The organism is Streptomyces sp. C10-9-1 (genome assembly GCF_024497955.1).
Classification (GTDB): Bacteria; Actinomycetota; Actinomycetes; order Streptomycetales; family Streptomycetaceae; genus Streptomyces; species Streptomyces sanyensis.
Map to the genome: position 1 here is coordinate 209,225 of NZ_JANHKP010000009.1, position 16,842 is coordinate 226,066.

At 71.6% G+C, this 16,842-nt stretch carries 21 protein-coding genes; 13 read left to right on the forward strand and 8 right to left on the reverse strand.

The features are described 5' to 3' along the window. Positions 1-197: 197 nt before the first annotated feature. Positions 198-920 carry a hypothetical protein gene (locus NPS70_RS15090; protein WP_256524746.1) on the reverse strand — a complete coding sequence of 241 codons (723 nt, stop codon included), beginning with the start codon at positions 918-920 and terminating at the stop codon, positions 198-200. 664 nt (positions 921-1,584) lie between these two features. Between NPS70_RS15090 and NPS70_RS15095 the strand changes: the two genes are divergently transcribed. The 5 genes from NPS70_RS15095 to NPS70_RS15115 all read left to right on the forward strand — a co-directional run bounded on the left by NPS70_RS15095 (position 1,585) and on the right by NPS70_RS15115 (position 4,150). Further along, entirely contained in the window at positions 1,585-1,854 is a 270-nt protein-coding gene (locus tag NPS70_RS15095) for a type II toxin-antitoxin system Phd/YefM family antitoxin (RefSeq protein WP_256524747.1), read from the forward strand. Next, positions 1,847-2,110 carry a type II toxin-antitoxin system RelE/ParE family toxin gene (locus tag NPS70_RS15100; RefSeq protein ID WP_256524748.1) on the forward strand — a complete coding sequence of 88 codons (264 nt, stop codon included), beginning with the start codon at positions 1,847-1,849 and terminating at the stop codon, positions 2,108-2,110. The genes NPS70_RS15095 and NPS70_RS15100 overlap by 8 nt, the downstream gene beginning before the upstream one ends. Positions 2,111-2,399: 289 nt before the next feature. Then, positions 2,400-2,786 (forward strand): CPCC family cysteine-rich protein, encoded by a 387-nt coding sequence (locus tag NPS70_RS15105; protein ID WP_256524749.1) that lies wholly within the window; start codon positions 2,400-2,402, stop codon positions 2,784-2,786. Then, positions 2,783-3,514, forward strand: coding sequence for a HEAT repeat domain-containing protein (locus tag NPS70_RS15110; RefSeq protein ID WP_256524750.1), 732 nt, complete (start codon positions 2,783-2,785; stop codon positions 3,512-3,514). Before NPS70_RS15105 ends, NPS70_RS15110 begins: the two co-directional genes overlap by 4 nt. A 3-nt stretch (positions 3,515-3,517) precedes the next feature. After that, positions 3,518-4,150 carry a DUF6000 family protein gene (locus NPS70_RS15115; RefSeq protein ID WP_256524751.1) on the forward strand — a complete coding sequence of 211 codons (633 nt, stop codon included), beginning with the start codon at positions 3,518-3,520 and terminating at the stop codon, positions 4,148-4,150. Between the two features lie 404 nt (positions 4,151-4,554). On the opposite strand, the gene NPS70_RS15125 is transcribed toward NPS70_RS15115, so the two are convergent. Continuing rightward, positions 4,555-4,896: a hypothetical protein gene (locus NPS70_RS15125; RefSeq protein WP_256524753.1), complete on the reverse strand. Its 342-nt coding sequence runs from the start codon at positions 4,894-4,896 to the stop codon at positions 4,555-4,557. A 249-nt stretch (positions 4,897-5,145) separates the two neighbouring features. Here NPS70_RS15125 and NPS70_RS15130 point away from each other — a divergent pair, with 249 nt between their 5' ends. After that, positions 5,146-5,397, forward strand: a complete 252-nt coding sequence (locus NPS70_RS15130) for a hypothetical protein (protein ID WP_256524754.1) — start codon at positions 5,146-5,148, stop codon at positions 5,395-5,397. After that, positions 5,397-5,789, forward strand: a complete 393-nt coding sequence (locus NPS70_RS15135) for a DNA-binding protein (RefSeq protein WP_256524755.1) — start codon at positions 5,397-5,399, stop codon at positions 5,787-5,789. The genes NPS70_RS15130 and NPS70_RS15135 overlap by 1 nt, the downstream gene beginning before the upstream one ends. 113 nt (positions 5,790-5,902) lie before the next feature. Here NPS70_RS15135 and ychF read toward each other — a convergent pair whose 3' ends face one another. Then, positions 5,903-6,991 (reverse strand): redox-regulated ATPase YchF, encoded by a 1,089-nt coding sequence (ychF, locus tag NPS70_RS15140; RefSeq protein ID WP_256524756.1) that lies wholly within the window; start codon positions 6,989-6,991, stop codon positions 5,903-5,905. A gap of 196 nt (positions 6,992-7,187) precedes the next feature. On the opposite strand from ychF, the gene NPS70_RS15145 reads away from it, so the two are divergent. Further along, complete coding sequence (locus tag NPS70_RS15145; protein ID WP_374212003.1) at positions 7,188-7,820, forward strand: DUF6542 domain-containing protein; 633 nt, start codon at positions 7,188-7,190, stop codon at positions 7,818-7,820. 46 nt (positions 7,821-7,866) lie between these two features. On the opposite strand, the gene ppgK is transcribed toward NPS70_RS15145, so the two are convergent. After that, on the reverse strand, positions 7,867-8,607 hold the full coding sequence (gene ppgK, locus NPS70_RS15150) for a polyphosphate--glucose phosphotransferase (protein WP_256524757.1): 741 nt from the start codon (positions 8,605-8,607) through the stop codon (positions 7,867-7,869). 204 nt (positions 8,608-8,811) lie between these two features. Then, on the reverse strand, positions 8,812-9,804 hold the full coding sequence (locus NPS70_RS15155) for a 4-hydroxy-3-methylbut-2-enyl diphosphate reductase (protein ID WP_374212004.1): 993 nt from the start codon (positions 9,802-9,804) through the stop codon (positions 8,812-8,814). A gap of 76 nt (positions 9,805-9,880) precedes the next feature. Between NPS70_RS15155 and NPS70_RS15160 the strand changes: the two genes are divergently transcribed. The 4 genes from NPS70_RS15160 (at position 9,881) to NPS70_RS15175 (ending at position 13,506) form a co-directional block, all read left to right on the forward strand. Continuing rightward, positions 9,881-11,239: an APC family permease gene (locus NPS70_RS15160; RefSeq protein WP_256524759.1), complete on the forward strand. Its 1,359-nt coding sequence runs from the start codon at positions 9,881-9,883 to the stop codon at positions 11,237-11,239. Between the two features lie 43 nt (positions 11,240-11,282). Next, positions 11,283-12,491: an exodeoxyribonuclease VII large subunit gene (gene xseA / locus NPS70_RS15165; protein ID WP_256524760.1), complete on the forward strand. Its 1,209-nt coding sequence runs from the start codon at positions 11,283-11,285 to the stop codon at positions 12,489-12,491. A gap of 76 nt (positions 12,492-12,567) precedes the next feature. Further along, positions 12,568-12,801, forward strand: coding sequence for an exodeoxyribonuclease VII small subunit (locus tag NPS70_RS15170; protein WP_256524761.1), 234 nt, complete (start codon positions 12,568-12,570; stop codon positions 12,799-12,801). A 114-nt stretch (positions 12,802-12,915) separates the two neighbouring features. Then, on the forward strand, positions 12,916-13,506 hold the full coding sequence (locus NPS70_RS15175; RefSeq protein WP_256524762.1) for a malonic semialdehyde reductase: 591 nt from the start codon (positions 12,916-12,918) through the stop codon (positions 13,504-13,506). 148 nt (positions 13,507-13,654) lie between these two features. On the opposite strand, the gene NPS70_RS15180 is transcribed toward NPS70_RS15175, so the two are convergent. After that, complete coding sequence (locus NPS70_RS15180; protein WP_256524838.1) at positions 13,655-14,212, reverse strand: DUF4245 domain-containing protein; 558 nt, start codon at positions 14,210-14,212, stop codon at positions 13,655-13,657. Between the two features lie 137 nt (positions 14,213-14,349). On the opposite strand from NPS70_RS15180, the gene glpX reads away from it, so the two are divergent. Further along, positions 14,350-15,381, forward strand: coding sequence for a class II fructose-bisphosphatase (glpX, locus tag NPS70_RS15185; RefSeq protein WP_256524763.1), 1,032 nt, complete (start codon positions 14,350-14,352; stop codon positions 15,379-15,381). A gap of 147 nt (positions 15,382-15,528) precedes the next feature. On the opposite strand, the gene NPS70_RS15190 is transcribed toward glpX, so the two are convergent. Together NPS70_RS15190 and NPS70_RS15195 are read right to left on the reverse strand one after the other, a co-directional pair. Further along, on the reverse strand, positions 15,529-15,891 hold the full coding sequence (locus NPS70_RS15190; protein WP_305885929.1) for a WhiB family transcriptional regulator: 363 nt from the start codon (positions 15,889-15,891) through the stop codon (positions 15,529-15,531). Positions 15,892-16,048: 157 nt separating this feature from the next. Next, positions 16,049-16,711, reverse strand: coding sequence for a DUF1707 domain-containing protein (locus tag NPS70_RS15195; RefSeq protein WP_256524765.1), 663 nt, complete (start codon positions 16,709-16,711; stop codon positions 16,049-16,051). Positions 16,712-16,842 lie beyond the last annotated feature (131 nt).

The window sequence follows — 16,842 nt, forward strand, 5'->3', positions numbered from 1 at the left end:
CCGCGGATGCGGTGCGGCGGCGGACGAGAGGGTGTGCGACCGCACCGCCCCGGACGCACGTGGGCTTCGGCAGGTGGAAACCCCGTTCTCCGCACGCTCCCTGCGGCCGGACAGTCGCAGAAGCCGGCCCGCGCCATGACTGTTCCCGCACAACCAGCCGGGAGCGCGGCGAGAGCCGATCGCCCCCGGCACACCGCTCACATGACGGGGCGATGGGCGGACGCGTACTCATCCGCGATGCTGAAGACGCTGGCACAGCAGGGACATTCGGCGTGGCCGAAGAGATGGGCGATCCCGTCGGCGAGCACGGCTTCCCCATCACGGAGTGCAGTCTCATGCATCCGTCGACCGATGCCCGAAAGGCTTTCCGGGGACGCCGGCCTGAGTCCTCGGCGGTCCACGTCACCGAGGTGCCAGTCCCGGATCGCCGAGTAGCGCCCGTGATCGCCGATGGCGATCGTCACCTCCACAGCGCAGTGAGGGCAGGTGACCTGGTAGAAGTCATCCGAGAAGTCCCCCAGGACCGCACTCCAGTGGTACTGCTCCTCCGCCGCGAGCAAGGAGAGGAACGTCGTGAAGTAGTCGCCCGGCCGCGACCGCAGGTGCTGATCCAGCAGCTCACGGAACTCCGCGATCGCGTCGGCGCAGCCCGCCAGCAGATCGTCGCACCCGTGGCCCCCTGCCGCGCACCGCAGGATCGCACCGGCCAGCCCGCGCGCCCGCGCGCTCCGCGACGCGAGACGCACCAGACGCGGCAGTGCGGCGAAGCTGGCGGGGAACACCACGTCGCGCTCAAGGACCAGCCGGTAGCCCAGCTCGTCCCATGCCCCTGCGTCGTCCTCGCGCTCGACGCGCGCCAAGAGCTCGGGGACGCGATCGACGTCCCCGTGGCAGTCGTACATCCGCGCCCAGTTCACCACCTGAGCATTTAACCGCCCCCGAGCCGCCGGGGACGACTCCGCGCCTTCCCATGCGCACCGGCCGTCGGGAGCCGAGCGGCGAAGGTCTTCGATCCCACCGAGAACACGCCGCTCCTCGGCATGGGGAGCGGGCGTAGGGAAGAGCGCGCCCCGACCATGGCCTGACGCAAACAGTGCGTCAATGCGTCAAAACCTCCGCCGACGGCTCGACGCCGGGCCTTCGAGGAAACGGCGTCGAGACGACCGCAGCACGGCCGCAGCGTCCCTGCGCACCGCGATACATGCGAACGTCGAGGAGCCCGAACGAACATGTGCCATCGACCACGACCCCGGTGTTGCGACTGGCCGGTCGAGTCCGGTTCGCCGCCGCGGTCCGCATGCACGACGCAGCCGGGTCAGGTCGAACCGTTCTGCGGACCGTTGCGGACAGCGGAACGGCCTCACCGACGTTCCCGCAGGTCAGGCCCTCTCCGGCAGTGCGGTCACACGGTGAAGCGGAATGCCCGAGCCCCGACCCTGACCTGCGGCGGAGCCACGCACAACGCCCTGACCAGCGCGTACCCGACATTGCCCGGCCCGCCGTCGCAGCCGTTGGCTTCGAACATCGGCGACGAGTGCACGCGATCACGTTGTGTACACATGGGACACTCGGTACCTTTGAGGCATGACTCAGCCGCTGCCCATAGAGTCCATTCGCGACGTACGCGCCCACTTGGCCGAAGTCGTCGAACGGGCCGACCGCGACGACGTGCCCACTGTCATCACCCGTCGCGGAAAGCAGGTCGCCGCCGTGGTCTCGATCGAGGTGCTGCGCAAGTACCAGGAGTGGGAAGAGCGTGAGATCAACCGCATCATCGACGAGCGCATGGCGAGCCCGGCCGCCGGCGTCCCGATCGAGGACGTGATGAGGGAGACGCTGGCACGCGGTGAGTGACTATCGCACGGTGTTCCGGCCCGAGGCCCAGGCCGAGCTGCGCAAGATCCCGCGTGACATGGCGCTCCGCATCCTGGCCAAACTGACAGAGCTGGAGAGCGACCCCTTCGGCTTCAACACCACGGCACTCGTATCCCAGCCCGAGCGCCGCCGCCTACGGGTCGGCGACTACCGTGTCGTGTACACGATCGACAACGGGGAGCTGGTGGTGTGGGCCGTACACATCGGACACCGCTCCACGGTCTACGGCACGTAGCTGCTCCCAGTTCTGCGGACTGTTGCGGAACAGAAGGGCCTGACCTGCATCCTCGCAGGTCAGGCCGCGTCTGGATACGCGATTGGACGTTGAAGCGGAATGTCTGCGGACTGATCCTGAGCTGCGGCGGAGACCCCTCTAGGGCTCTGACCTGGGATTTCCCGGTTGGCATGCGTTGGCTCCCGACGGCCGTTTACGAGTGTCCCGCGGACTGGCTGCGGACTGGCCGGGGGCTCCGAGGCGGCGAAATCCCTGGCCCACCGGCGGGGCCTGCGACGAGACTGCGCAGGTGAGCGACTCCTACCCCTGCCCGTGCTGCGGGCACCGCGTGCTGGGCGAGATGCCCGGCTCGTACGAAATCTGCCCCGTCTGCTTCTGGGAGGACGACGGCGTCCAGTTCCGCTGGCCGACCATGGGCGGCGGCGCGAACAAGGTCTCCTTGATTGAGGCCCAGCGGAACTACCAGGACTTCGGCGCCTGCGACGAGCACGGCCGCCGGTTCGTCCGCCCGCCGGCCGAAGACGAGACGCTCGACCCCGCCTGGCGCACCATCGATCTGACCCGGGACTCCTTCGAGGACTGGGCAGCCGAGAACAGCGCCCCGTGGCCCGACGACAGCTCGGTTCTCTGCTGGTGGCTCCCCACTTTCTGGCGCCGGGGCCACTCCGCGTCATGACCTCCCACATCAAGACACTCGTCCAGCAGCTCGACGGCAAGGCCGAGGAGTCCTACGACGCCCGTGCGGAGCTGATCTGGATCGGCGCCGACGCCATACCCGCCGTCATCAACGGCCTGCTTTCCCTCGGCGGCTTCGGCCAGCTGACCGCCATCGAGGTCTTCGAGGAGGTGGGCGATCCCCGTTGCGGCCCCGCTCTCATCGGCCTGCTGGACAGCGACAACCCGACCGTCCGCGAATGGGCGGCCATGGCCCTGGCGAGCCTGGAGATCGACGGCGCCATCGAGCCCCTGCGCCACGCCTACCGCGCCTGCCTGGAACGGGCGACCCCACCAGACTGGACCGAGCCCGTCGGCATCCGCTGGGCCCTGACTGAACTCGGAGCACGCAACTCCGTCGTCCCACCGCTCACCGCACGCCTACGAGCCGCCACCGCGGACGACGCCCCTGGCTGGCCCTCGACCCACTTCACCGGGATCATCAACGACCTCTCCGACCACGCCCAGGTGATCCTCTACTCCCAGTTCTGGCGCGTGGACGCCTGCGGCACGTACGGCGTCTCCGACCCCGGCCTGGACTGGGAACTCGACTGGACCGCGCCCTGGGAGCACCTGGTCGAGGAGTCTCGCACCTGGTCCCTGCTGGAAGCCTCCGCAGCCCCCGTCGACGACAACATCTTCGTCGCCCCCACTTGGATCGACCGTACCGACCTGTACCCGGAGAGGTGACCGATGCCGTTCCAGCACCCCGAGGAGGTCGGCTACGGCTACGTGATCGAGCGCTACGCGGCAAGGAAGGACTCGGGCCACGCGCGCTACCTCGTCCTGAAAAGTGGTCGATTCCTGCGGCCCGAGTGGCCTCACGGCGAACGTTTCGCCCATCACCTCATCGACGACGCGGCCACGATCACCGATGCCGAGTTGGAAGCCCTTCTCGGCTACGAGTGGCGCTCGCGCCTCACCGCCGCATGGCTGATCGGCGTCGACCGCCGCGAACGGTTCCGCGAACGCATCGGCGACCTGCTTCTGGCCAGCGAGGTCTGCTTCTCGGGCAGCGCCTACTGCTTCGCCCTGGCCCGCTTCGGCACCCACGCGGACGCCGAGATCCTCACCGCCTACCTCGACCGCTACCTCCCCCGCACCGACCTCCGCTACGACCAGCCCGCGGCCCTCGGCGCCCTCCTCCGCCTCGACGCCCACCTCTGCACCCACCACGCGGCCCGCTTCACCCAGCCTGACGGTCTCTGGGACCAATGGGTCCAGGCCCTCGCCCACCTCCGCGACCACCCCCCTTACACCCCCGGCGAGCAGCGCCGCTGGACCGACCTCCGGTGCGACTTCGCCGACGGCTGGTCACGTCCGTAGTTCCAGGTACCGGGCCGCTGCGGCCACGTGAGGTCCCTATACGCCAGACGCTACCCACAGCGTCCGGGGCTTCAGTCGAGTTCGCAGCCGATGCCATCACCGTCGCGGTCGAGGCGGTGGGGGTCGGAGGGGCCGACCCAGACGGGACCACGAAGGTCTGAGCAGTCGACGTCGGGAACGCCCGCGGGAGGACCCGGGGGATAAGAGCGGTTGGTGTCCTTCGACGCTGTCGGCGCTGCGCTCTCCGGCTTCGGGCTCACTGCCGGCCGTACGTCAGCGTCGACTATCACCCCGTTCCTGACCGCGTACGTGCCCTCGAAGGAACGCACGGTCCCATCCATCTGCAGGGCGTCGAGCGTGACCGTGACCGTGCCGTCGTGGACATCGACGATGCGGACGGTGTCCTAGACGGTGTCGGCAAAGCCTGCCTGGAAGGACTCGTAAGAGCCACCAAGATTCTTGCCTCCGAGGTCCCACGCTCGTCGATAGTCGCGCGCGTTGATGGCCGCGAAGTATCCCTCGACAGTGAAGGCCGCGTCAGCAGTGGGAGTTGCAGTCGGCTTCGGCAGAGCGGGAGGCGGCGTGGGAGTGGGTGTTGGCTCTGCGGTGACGGTCTGGGTCGTCGTGACTGTCGGACCCGTTTCCACCGTCTTCTCCTCACCCGAGGAGCCACAGCCACTCATCCCCGTGAGTGCCACTGCCAGTGCCAGGAGAAAGGCGTAACCGGTAGAGAGGATGCGGCTCATCGGCATCACCTCGCGGAGCGGATCGCACTCACTTCAGTGTGCGCCGCCCGATTCAGCGGCGCCTGCGATCCCTGGTGACTCCTCCACCCCCTGAAGGGGGTGGCTTCTCGCTGAGCCGGTTGGGCTTCGCCACGGACCAGCCCGGCCCGTAGAACGTTGATCGCGCCTCCCCGCTGACCTCCTGGCGCCGGTCCGCCCATGGGACCTTTCACCCCGCGAAGGCTTACGACCACCGGTAGGATCGGCACCATGAGTAGTAGCAGGAAGTATTCGATCAGCCTGCCCGAGGACCTCGCCGAGGCCGTACGCGCTCACGTCGGACCCGGCGGTTTCTCCGCCTACGTCGCCGAGGCCCTCGAACAGCGGGTCGCCATGGACAAGCTCCGGGAGATCGTCGCCGACTTCGAGACCGACAATGACGAGCTCACCCACGAGGAGGTCGAGGCCGCCCGCGCGCTACTGCGCCACGACCACCGCCAGGCCGGCGGTGCCGCCGCCTGATGCCCGGCACCCTCCTGCTCGACAGCGAAGGACTCTCCAAGCTCTACCGCAAAGACCGCACCGTCACGGCTCTGATCCAGGCGGCATCAGAGGAGGGCATCCGTGTTGCCACCAGCGCCATGACCACCCTTGAGGCCGACTACGAGCGGATCCACCCGGCCCGCATCAAGTGGGTCCTCTCCCGCGTCGACGTTCACGACGTCACCAAGGAGATCACCGACCAGGCCGCCGCGCTTCTGCGCGCCCATCACCTCCACGGCCACAAGTACGCCATCGATGCCACCTTCGCCGTCATCGCCCGCAACGCACCCCGGCCGGTGACCGTCCTCACGTCCGACCCCGAGGACCTGACACTCCTGTGCGGCCCTTCCGTGGAGGTCGTCAAGGTCTGAGGCAGTCTCACGCCGACCAGACCTGCCGCTATCCCAGGGGCACAGGACTCCCTGCGGACAGAACTGTGCCCGACCCACCAACAAGCTTGCCGGGCACAGTTATTGACGATTCGTCAGACGTTGAAACGGAACTCCACTACGTCCCCGTCCTGCATCACGTACTCCTTGCCCTCCATGCGGGCCTTGCCCTGGGCGCGGGCGTCGGCGACGGAGCCGGTGGCGACGAGGTCCTCGAAGGAGATGACCTCGGCCTTGATGAAGCCCTTCTGGAAGTCGGTGTGGATCACACCGGCTGCCTCGGGGGCCGTGGCGCCCTTCTTGATCGTCCAGGCGCGGGACTCCTTGGGGCCCGCCGTCAGGTAGGTCTGCAGGCCGAGGGTGGCGAAGCCGACACGGGCGAGGGTGGTCAGACCGGGCTCCTCGGCGCCGACGGACTGGAGGAGCTCCGTGGCGTCCTCCTCGTCGAGTTCGGCGAGGTCCGCCTCCAGCTTGGCGTTGAGGAAGATCGCCTCGGCCGGGGCGACCAGGGCGCGCTGCTCGGCCTTGAACGCCTCGTCGGTCAGCTCGTCCTCGTCGACGTTGAAGACGTAGAGGAAGGGCTTGGTGGTCAGCAGGTGGAGGTCGTGCAGGAGCTCGGCCTTCTCGGAGCCCTGGACGATGCCCTGGGAGAACAGGGTGTCGCCACGCTCCAGGATCTCCTTCGCGGCCTCGACGGCGGCGACCTTGGGGGCGACGTCCTTCTTGATCCGCGCCTCCTTCGCCAGGCGCGGGAGCACCTTCTCGATGGTCTGGAGGTCGGCGAGGATCAGCTCGGTGTTGATCGTCTCGATGTCGTCCCCGGGCGAGACCTTGCCGTCGACGTGCACGACGTTCTCGTCCTCGAAGGCGCGGATCACCTGGCAGATGGCGTCGGACTCGCGGATGTTCGCCAGGAACTTGTTGCCCAGGCCCTCGCCCTCGCTCGCGCCCCGGACGATGCCCGCGATGTCGACGAAGTCGACCGTGGCGGGGAGCATCCGCTGCGAGGAGAAGATCTCGGCCAGCTTGGCGAGGCGGGCGTCGGGCACGCCGACCACGCCGACGTTCGGCTCGATGGTGGCGAACGGGTAGTTGGCCGCCAGCACGTCGTTCTTGGTCAGGGCGTTGAACAGGGTCGACTTGCCGACATTCGGCAGGCCGACGATTCCGATCGTGAGCGACACGTTGGCGACTTCCTGAGTGGAGGGTGGTCGGGGACCGCGGGCCCCTCGGGGACCGCGGCGGGTGGGCCGATCCACCAGTTTACGGGCGGCCCGGAGCGGCCATCGACGCCCGCCCTCGGTCGAACGCACGGCCAAGGTCGGCCAAAGGGCGTGTCTGGTACCTGTGCGGCGGCATCGGGAGACCTACGTTGTGGGGGTGGAGCAGCACAGGACACGCCGCCCGGAGGCCCGCCGGGGCCAGCAGCGCACGCAGGGCCCCTCGAAGGGACCGGCCGCCGCCCGGGGCGGACCGCGCCTCGACGGTGTGACCGTCCGCCCCCTGCCGGACCGGAGGCCCGGCGGCACCCGGCCCGCCCCGCCGCTGGTCGCCGCGGTGCGCCGACTGCCCTCGCCCCGGCTGACCGGCCTGGGCGCCGGGCTGTTCGCGAGCGCCGTGATGCTGGTGGTGGGCTTCCTCGCCCTGCTGCTCCTGGACGGCTCCGCCGTGGTCTACGGGGTGCTGTTCCTGCCGGTCAGCGCGCTGACCGCGCTGTGGGTACGGGAGGCGGACCTGGTGATGGCGCCGGTCATCGTCCCGATCGCGTTCACCGTCGGCATCGTGCCGATCTCGGGCGGCGAGGGCGGCTTCGGCGGCCAGACCATGGCGGTGGTGACGTCCCTCGCCGTGTACGCGGGCTGGCTGTACGGGGGGACGCTGGTGGCCGGGCTGATCACCTGTGTGCGCAAGGCCCGGGTGATGACCCGGCGCAGGCGCCGGGCCCGCCCCGGGGCCCCTGACGGGCCCGCGGGGGACGGCAGCGCGGCGGGGGCCGGCGCCCGCCGCCACTGACGGCGGCGCGCGCGGGCCCCGGCGGGCGGCGGAGCGGCGCCCGCCGTCAGCGGCCGGCGGCGGCCATGCCCGCGCCGACGATGCCCGCGTTGTTCTGCAGCTGCGCCGGGACGATCTCCGCGCGCACGTCCTCGATCAGCGGGACGAACTTCTCGGCCTTGCGGCTGACGCCGCCGCCGAGGACGAAGAGCTCCGGTGAGAAGAGCATCTCCACATGGGCCAGGTACTTGCCGAGCCTGCGCGCCCAGTGCGCCCAGCTCAGGTCGTGGTCCTCCTTGGCCTTGGTGGAGGCGCGCTTCTCGGCGTCGTGGCCGTGGAGTTCGAGGTGGCCGAGTTCGGTGTTGGGCACGAGGTGGCCGCCGGTGAAGACGGCGCTGCCGATGCCGGTGCCGAGGGTCAGCAGGATGACGGTGCCCTCGCGGCCCTTGCCCGCGCCGAAGGTCATCTCGGCGATGCCCGCCGCGTCGGCGTCGTTGAGGATCGTGACGGGCAGGCCGCCGAGCCGGTCGCCGAGCAGCCGGGCCGCGTCGCGGCCGACCCAGCCCTTGTCGACGTTGGCCGCGGTGCGCGTGATGCCGCCGGTGACGACGCCGGGGAAGGTGATGCCGATCGGGCCGGCCCAGCCGAAGTGGCCGACCACCTCGGCGACGCCGTCCGCGACCGACTCCGGCGTCGCCGGGTGCGGCGTGAGGACCTTGTGGCGCTCCTCGGCCAGGGCGCCCCGTTGCAGGTCCACGGGAGCGCCCTTGATCCCGGATCCGCCGATGTCCACTCCGAAGACGTTCATGGACCCAACGTTACGGGCTGGGGCTGACGGTGACCGCCGGGACGGCGCAGCCTCCGCGGGTGCGTCGGCCGGACGCGCTCGCCGTGCCCCGTGGCCCGAGCCCGCGCGGCACCTCCGCGGGTGCGTCGGCCGGACGGGGGCCGCAGACGCGAGGGCGGCGGCGCGCGGAGCCCTCGGGCCCGCGCACCGCCGCCGCTCCGGGGGTCAGCCGCGCAGGAGGCGGGTGGCCTCCTCGCGCAGGTCGCGGCGGAGCTCCTTGGGCAGGGAGAAGGTGATGGACTCCTCGGCCGCCTTGACGATCTCCACGTCCTCGAAGCCCCGCTGGGAGAGCCATTCCAGGACGCCCTCGACCAGCACCTCGGGCACGGAGGCACCGGAGGTGACGCCGACCGTGGAGACGCCGTCGAGCCACGCCTCGTCGATCTCCTCGGCGAAGTCCACCAGGTGCGCGTCGCCCGCACCGGCGCCGAGGGCGACCTCGACCAGGCGGACGGAGTTCGAGGAGTTCCTGGAGCCGACGACGATCACCAGGTCGGCCTCGGCGCCCATCTGCTTGACGGCGATCTGGCGGTTCTGGGTGGCGTAGCAGATGTCGTCGCTCGGCGGGGAGACCAGGCCCGGGAACTTGGTCTTCAGCGCGCCGACGGTCTCCATCGTCTCGTCGACGGAGAGCGTGGTCTGGGACAGCCAGACGACCTTCTCGGGGTCGCGGACCTCGACCTTGGCGACGTCCTCGGGGCCGTCGACGAGGGTGATGTGGTCCGGGGCCTCGCCGGAGGTGCCGATGACCTCCTCGTGGCCCTCGTGGCCGATCAGGAGGATGTCGTAGTCCTCCTGGGCGAAGCGCACGGCCTCCTTGTGGACCTTGGTGACCAGCGGGCAGGTCGCGTCGATGGTGGCGAGCTTCCGCTCGGCGGCCTCGGCGTGCACGGTCGGCGCGACGCCGTGCGCGGAGAACATCACGATCGAGCCCTCGGGGACCTCGGCGGTCTCCTCGACGAAGATCGCGCCCTTCTTCTCCAGGGTCTGGACGACGTACTTGTTGTGGACGATCTCGTGGCGGACGTAGACGGGCGCCCCGTACTGCTCCAGGGCCTTCTCCACGGCGATCACGGCGCGGTCGACGCCCGCGCAGTAGCCACGGGGAGCGGCGAGGAGGACGCGTCGGGCAGGCGGCACAGCAGTCATGCCCCCCATCGTAAGGCCGCCCAGAACAGGCACCCGGCCGCCCACCGGCCGCACACTGGGCGTGACCCACCGCTGGGAGGACGCGATGAGGCGATCGCCGGGGGCCCGCAGCGGCCGCGGCCCCGGGGAGGGCGGGCTGCACCGGGAGCTCGGCTTCCGCGACCTGGTGGTCTACGGTCTGCTGTTCATCGCCCCCATGGCCCCGGTCGGGGTGTTCGGCACGCTGGACGCCAGGTCGGGCGGCGCGGTGGCGCTGGTCTACGCGGTGGCGACGGTGGCCATGGCGTTCACCGCTTCGAGCTACGCGCAGATGGTCCGGGTGGCGCCCCGGGCGGGCTCGGTCTTCACCTACGCCCGCAAGGGGCTGGGAGAGGCTCCGGGCTTCGTCGCCGGGTGGATGGCGATGCTGGACTACCTGCTGATCCCGGCGGTGGCCTATCTGTTCTCCGGGATCGCGATGGAGGCGCTGGTACCGCAGGTGGACCGCTGGGTGTGGACCGCGCTCGCGGTGGTGGTGACCACGGCGCTGAACCTGTGGGGAGTGCGGGCGGCGGCCCGGGTGGGCTTCGCGGTGCTCGTGATGGAGATCGTGGTGCTGCTCGTGTTCGTGGTCTCCGCGACCGCGGTGCTGGCGCGCGAGGGTGCGCGGCGGGACTGGCTGACACCGCTGACCGGGGACACCGGCTTCTCGACGGCGGCGGTGCTGGGCGCGGTGTCGGTGGCGGTCCTGTCGTACCTGGGCTTCGACGCCGTCGCCTCCTTCGCCGAGGAGGCGACGGGCGGCTCGCGCCGGGTGGCCCGGGCGGTGCTGTTCTGCCTCGGGGTGGCGGGTGTGCTGTTCGTGGTGCAGACGTACCTGGCGGCACTGCTGATGCCGGTGGCCTCGGCGGAGCTCCGTGCGGAGCCGGCGGGGCAGGGGACGGCGTTCTACGACGCCGTGGACGCCTCGGTCGGCACCTGGCTGCACGACCTGGTGGCGGTGAGCAAGGCGGTCGGCGCGGCCTTCGCGGCCCTGGCGGCGCAGGCGGCCGCCGGGCGGCTGCTGTTCGCGATGGCGAGGGAGCAGCGGCTGCCCCGGCCGCTGGCGCGGACGGACGCGGGGGTGCCGCGGGTGGCGCTGCTGGCGGCGGCGGCCGTGACGCTGGTGGCCGCGGTCGCGGCGGCCCAGCTGGACGACGGGCTGGAGCATCTGGTGTCGATCGTGGACGTCGGGGCGCTGTCCGCCTTCATCCTGCTGCACGCCAGCGTGGTGGGCTGGTTCGTGGTGCGGAGGATGGGCGGCCCGCCGCAGTGGGGGCGCCATCTGGTGGTGCCCGTCCTGGGAGTGGTGGTGCTGGGGGCGGTGGTGCTGGAGGCGGCGCGCTCGGCCCAGCTGGTGGGTCTGGTGTGGCTGGGGGCGGGGCTGGTGGTGCTGTCGCTGCAGTGGGGGCGGCGGGAGTGGTGAGGACGGGCCCGGGGTGTCGTAGCCGGCCGCTACGCTCGCGGTCATGGCTCTCAACACGTCCGCGGAGGCGCCCCTGCCGGTCGGCGAGGTGTCGCGGCTCATCGGCGGCTGGATCGACCGGCTCGGGTCCGTGTGGGTCGAGGGGCAGATCACCCAGTTGTCGCGCCGCCCCGGCGCCGGGGTCGTCTTCCTGACCCTGCGCGACCCGTCGTACGACATCTCCGTCGGCGTCACCTGCTACCGGAAGGTCTTCGACACGGTGGCGGACGTGGTGTCGGAGGGGGCGCGGGTGGTGGTGCTCGCCAAACCGGAGTGGTACGCGCCCCGCGGCCAGCTGTCCCTGCGGGCCGCCGAGATACGGCCGGTGGGCATCGGGGAACTGCTGGCCAGACTGGAGCAGTTGAAGCGGTCCCTGGGGGCCGAGGGGCTGTTCGCCGCCGACCGCAAGCGGCCGCTCCCGTTCCTGCCCCACCGGGTGGGTCTGGTGTGCGGCCGGGCCTCGGCCGCGGAGCGGGACGTCCTGGAGAACGCCCGCCGCCGCTGGCCGCAGGTGCGCTTCGAGGTGCGCAACGTGGCGGTGCAGGGCGTGCACGCCGTTTCCCAGGTGGTCGGGGCGGTGAAGGAGCTGGACGCCCATCCGGAGGTGGACGTGATCATCGTGGCGCGCGGCGGCGGCAGCGTGGAGGATCTGCTGCCGTTCTCCGACGAGCAGCTGGTGCGCGCCGTCGCGGAGTGCACCACCCCGGTGGTGTCGGCGATCGGCCACGAGCCGGACGCACCGCTGCTGGACCTGGTCGCCGACGTGCGCGCCTCGACACCGACGGACGCCGCCAAGAAGACGGTCCCGGACGTGGGCGAGGAGCTCCGTCGGGTGGAGCAGCTGCGGGAGCGGGCGCTGCGCTCGGTGCGCGGGCTGCTGGAGCGCGAGGAGCGCGGTCTGGCGCACGCGGTGGCCCGCCCGTGCATGGAGCATCCGCAGCGGATGGTGGAGCAGCGCGAGGAGGAGGTGCGGGCGGTGCTGGCGCGCGGCCGCCGGGTCCTGGGGCATCTGCTGGACCGGGCGGAGTCCGAACTCGCGCACACCCGGGCCCGGGTGGTGTCGCTGTCGCCCGCGGCGACCCTGGAGCGCGGCTACGCGGTGCTCCAGCGGGAGGACGGGGCGGTGGTGCGCTCACCCCACGGGGCTCCGGCCGGGGAGCGGTTGCGGGCCCGGGTCGCCGAGGGGGAGTTCGCCGTGCGCGTCGAGGACTGAGGGGCCGGGAAGGCCGGGCGGACAGGGCCGGCGTCGCGCGGGCGGCGCCGGAAGGTGACAGGAGGACGGAGCGAGCATGGGCGGCAGGACGGAAGAGGCCGCGATCGGCTACGAGCAGGCACGGGACGAGCTGATCGAGGTGGTGCGCCGGCTGGAGGCGGGCGGGACCACGCTGGAGGAGTCGCTGGCGCTGTGGGAGCGCGGCGAGGAGCTGGCGAAGGTCTGCCGGCACTGGCTGGAGGGGGCCCGGGCCCGCCTGGACGCCGCGCTGGCGGAGGAGGCGGCGCAGGAGGGGGAGGCGTCCTCGTAGGGCCGCGCCGCGGACGGGGCGGCATGTGAGTGGAGTCACCACTCATTTTAGTTGAAGGTTAATCTATTCGAGGTACGGTGAAGAGGTACTTGGTTGACCCATGAAAGGCCCCCCATGCCCCTCGTCCTCGACCCCGCCGCACAGGACCTGCTGTTCCGCGAGGCCCGCACCGCGAACAGCTTCACCGACGAGCCGGTGACCGACGAGCAGGTCCAGGCCATCTACGACCTGGTCAAGTACGGCCCCACCGCCTTCAACCAGACGCCCCTGCGCATCGTGCTCATCCGCAGCGACGAGGCCCGCGCCCGCCTGCTGCCGCACCTGGCCGAGGGCAACCGGGCGAAGACCGCGGCCGCGCCGCTGGTCGCCGTCCTGGCCGCGGACAACGAGTTCCACACCGAGCTGCCGACGCTCTTCCCGCACTTCCCGCAGGCCAAGGACGTCTTCTTCAGCGAGCGCCCGGTGCGCGAGGCGACGGCGACGGTCAACGCCGCGCTCCAGGCCGCGTACTTCATCGTCGGCGTGCGCGCCGCGGGGCTCGCGGCCGGTCCGATGACCGGCTACGACGCCGCCGGCATCCGGAAGGAGTTCCTGGACGGCGACCACACCCCGCTGATGGTCGTCAACATCGGCAGGCCCGGACCGGACGCCTGGTTCCCGCGCTCCCCGCGACTGGACTACGACAAGGTCGTCACCAGCGTCTGAGCCCCTCCCACGGCAGCCGAAGGCCGCCGCGCCCGGTTTCCCCGGCCGCGGCGGCCTTCGCGTGTCCGCGGGACGCCCCGCACGGGCCGGCGGGCACCGCCCCGCGGCCCGACCGCACAGCCGGGCCGGCCCCGGTGGCCGGGGGCGGCTAGCCCGCCGCGGGCGACGCGGAGGCCGGGGAGGGGGACGGACCCCGCTCCGCCACCAGGGCCTCGGCCATCTCGACCAGGCGCCCGGTCGTGGCCGTGCCCATGACGACCGTCGTCACCTCGTCGGAGGCGAGCACCAGGGCGTCGTACTTCGGGCCCTCCCAGTACCGCCAGGTCTCCCCGTCGACCTGCTCGGTCCGCTCGGTCGGCTCGGCCTCCCGGGTGACCTCGCGCACGTACTTCTCGTCCGGCCGGGCGGTGGACTGCTCCACGGCGACGTACTGGCGGTCCGGGTCGAGGAAGCCGAGGTGCCAGGCGTGGCCGTCGGCGCCGTCGAAGGTCACGCTCGTGGCGCGCCAGCCCTCACCCAGGCCGACGGGGGCCGCCACCGGGTACGGCGCCGCGCGCCGGGCCGTCAGCAGCTCCACACGGTAGTCCTGCTCCCGCACCGGGTCCGCGTTCTCGTCGTGCGGGACCAGCGTGTAGATGCCCGCCACGACGATGCCGATCACCGCCATGGACTGGAACATCCCGCGGATCGTCTGTCTGCCTCGCATACCTGCCACGCCCCCCATGGTCGCATCCGGCATCCGTGCTCAAACGTGGCCCCCTCTGCTCAATTTGTCGATGTACCGATAGAGTCGCAGGACCCTCCCAATACGGCCGTCGCGTCGTACAGAAAGGTGCGCTCCCGATGACCGAGCATCATCTGCCGCCCCCGCTCGAGGTCTCCCCCGAGGCCCCGGACCGCAACCTCGCCCTGGAGCTGGTCCGGGTCACCGAGGCCGCCGCCATGGCCGCCGGCCGCTGGGTCGGCCGCGGCGAGAAGAACGGCGCCGACGGCGCGGCCGTGAAGGCCATGCGCACCCTCGTGTCCACCGTCTCGATGAACGGCGTGGTCGTCATCGGCGAAGGCGAGAAGGACGAGGCGCCGATGCTGTACAACGGCGAGCGCATCGGCGACGGCACCGGCGCCGAGTGCGACATCGCCGTGGACCCGATCGACGGCACCACGCTGACCGCCAAGGGCATGCCGAACGCCATCGCGGTGCTCGCGGCCGCCGACCGCGGCACCATGTTCGACCCCTCGGCCGTGTTCTACATGGACAAGCTGGCCACCGGCCCCGAGGCGGCCGACTACGTCGACATCAACGCCCCGGTCTCGGTCAACATCCGCCGGGTCGCCAAGGCCAAGAAGTCGACCCCCGAGGACGTCACCGTCGTCATCCTGGACCGCCCCCGCCACGAGGGGATCGTCAAGGAGATCCGGGAGACCGGCGCCCGGATCAAGTTCATCTCCGACGGGGACGTGGCCGGGTCGATCATGGCCGTCAAGGAGGGCACCGGCGTCGACCTGCTGCTCGGCATCGGCGGCACCCCCGAGGGCATCATCTCGGCCTGCGCCATCAAGTGCCTCGGCGGGGTGATCCAGGGCAAGCTGTGGCCCAAGGACGACGAGGAGCGGCAGCGGGCCGTCGACGCCGGCCACGACCTCGACCGGGTGCTGTCCACCAACGACCTGGTCAGCGGCGACAACGTGTTCTTCGTGGCCACCGGGATCACCGACGGCGAACTGCTGCGCGGGGTCCGCTACCGGGCCGAGACGGCGACCACGCAGTCCCTGGTGATGCGGTCGAAGTCCGGCACGATCCGCCAGATCGACTCGACCCACCGGCTGTCGAAGCTCCGGGCGTACAGCGCGATCGACTTCGACCGCGCGCAGTAGCGGGCCCGGCCCGGCGGCGGGCCGAACGGCGGGAGGCGCCCTCGTACGGAGGGCGCCTCCCGCGCCGGGTCGTGCGGCCGGGGTGCGCGTCTCCCCCTCGTACGCGGCAGCGCCGAACCGGCCGGGACCGGGAGGCCCGGGAGCGGTTCAGGCCGCCGAGGCCGGGTTCTTCAGCTCGACATCGCGCCGGCGGCGGCGCGCGAGGACCACCCGGCGCTCGGCGGCGGTGAGCCCGCCCCAGACGCCGTAGGGCTCGGGCTGGAGCAGGGCGTGCTCCCGGCACTCGATCATCACCGGGCAGCGGGCGCAGACCCGCTTGGCCGCCTCCTCGCGGGCGAGCCTGGCGGCGGTCGGCTCCTTGGAGGGCGCGAAGAACAGCCCGGCTTCGTCGCGGCGGCACACCGCCTCCGCATGCCAGGGACCGGCCTCGTCGTCCCGGGCCGGGACGCGCTGACGCGGAACGGCGGCGACCTGCGGGGCCACCGGCAGTGAATGAGGCGGCAGTTGCAGCACGGTCTACTCCTGACGACGGATTCGCGAGCGAGAGACGATGCAGCAGTCCCTACCCGCTGTGCGTACGCCTATGCACTGAGTGGCCCGCGCGGCGGCGGCGCCCTGGGGCGCCCCGGCGCCGCGGCAGCGCGAACGCTGCGGTCGCACGCCCTCGTCAGTCGCGGCGTTTACGCAGGCGGGCGTGGAGGTCGGCGACCCGGCGCCCGCGCCTGGGCTTGGCCTCGACATTGCCGAAAACCGTGTACCCGTTGACGACCACGACCGGAGCCTCCGGGTCCGCCGCCTCCAGGGTGACCACCTCGAAGTTGCCGAACACTCCCGTGCCGCTGCCGCGCAGCGTGATGTTCTCGGGAACCCGGATCTCGACGCTGCCGAAGATCGAGGTCGCGTTGACCGTGGTCAGCCGCTGGCGGAAGAGCGCCTCGGTCAGGTCGATCTCGACGCTGCCGAAGAGCGAGAAGGCGTTGGTGCGGCGACCGACCCGCCAGCGGCCCTTGCGGACGGAGGCGGAGAAGACGGCGACGACGTTCTCCGCCGGGGCACCGTCCGCCTCCTCGCCCCCGGTCGCGGCCGCGTCGCGTGCCCCCGACACGGGCAGGTCCCTTACCAGCGGCTCCAGTTCGCCCATGGTCTTGGCGCGGTAGACGGCGTCGATCCGCTCCGCGTGCTCCTCCGCGTCCAGCCTGCCCTCGGCCAGGGCCGCCCCGAGGACGTCCGCGGTCCGGTCCCGGTCGGCGTCGGAGGCGCGCAGGGCCGGCGCCGCGCCCTCGGTCCGGGCGGTGCCCGCCTGCTGCTGGGGGTGCTTCTCGAGGTCCACGGCCTCAGCGTAGCGAAACGCGATAGATCGCGACCAGTACACCGGGGGATGCACCCGGACGCGCGCAGGGCACCCCCGCGGCACCAAGTGAGCCTTACCTCACAAGCCCCGCGCGGCGGGCGCGCCCTACC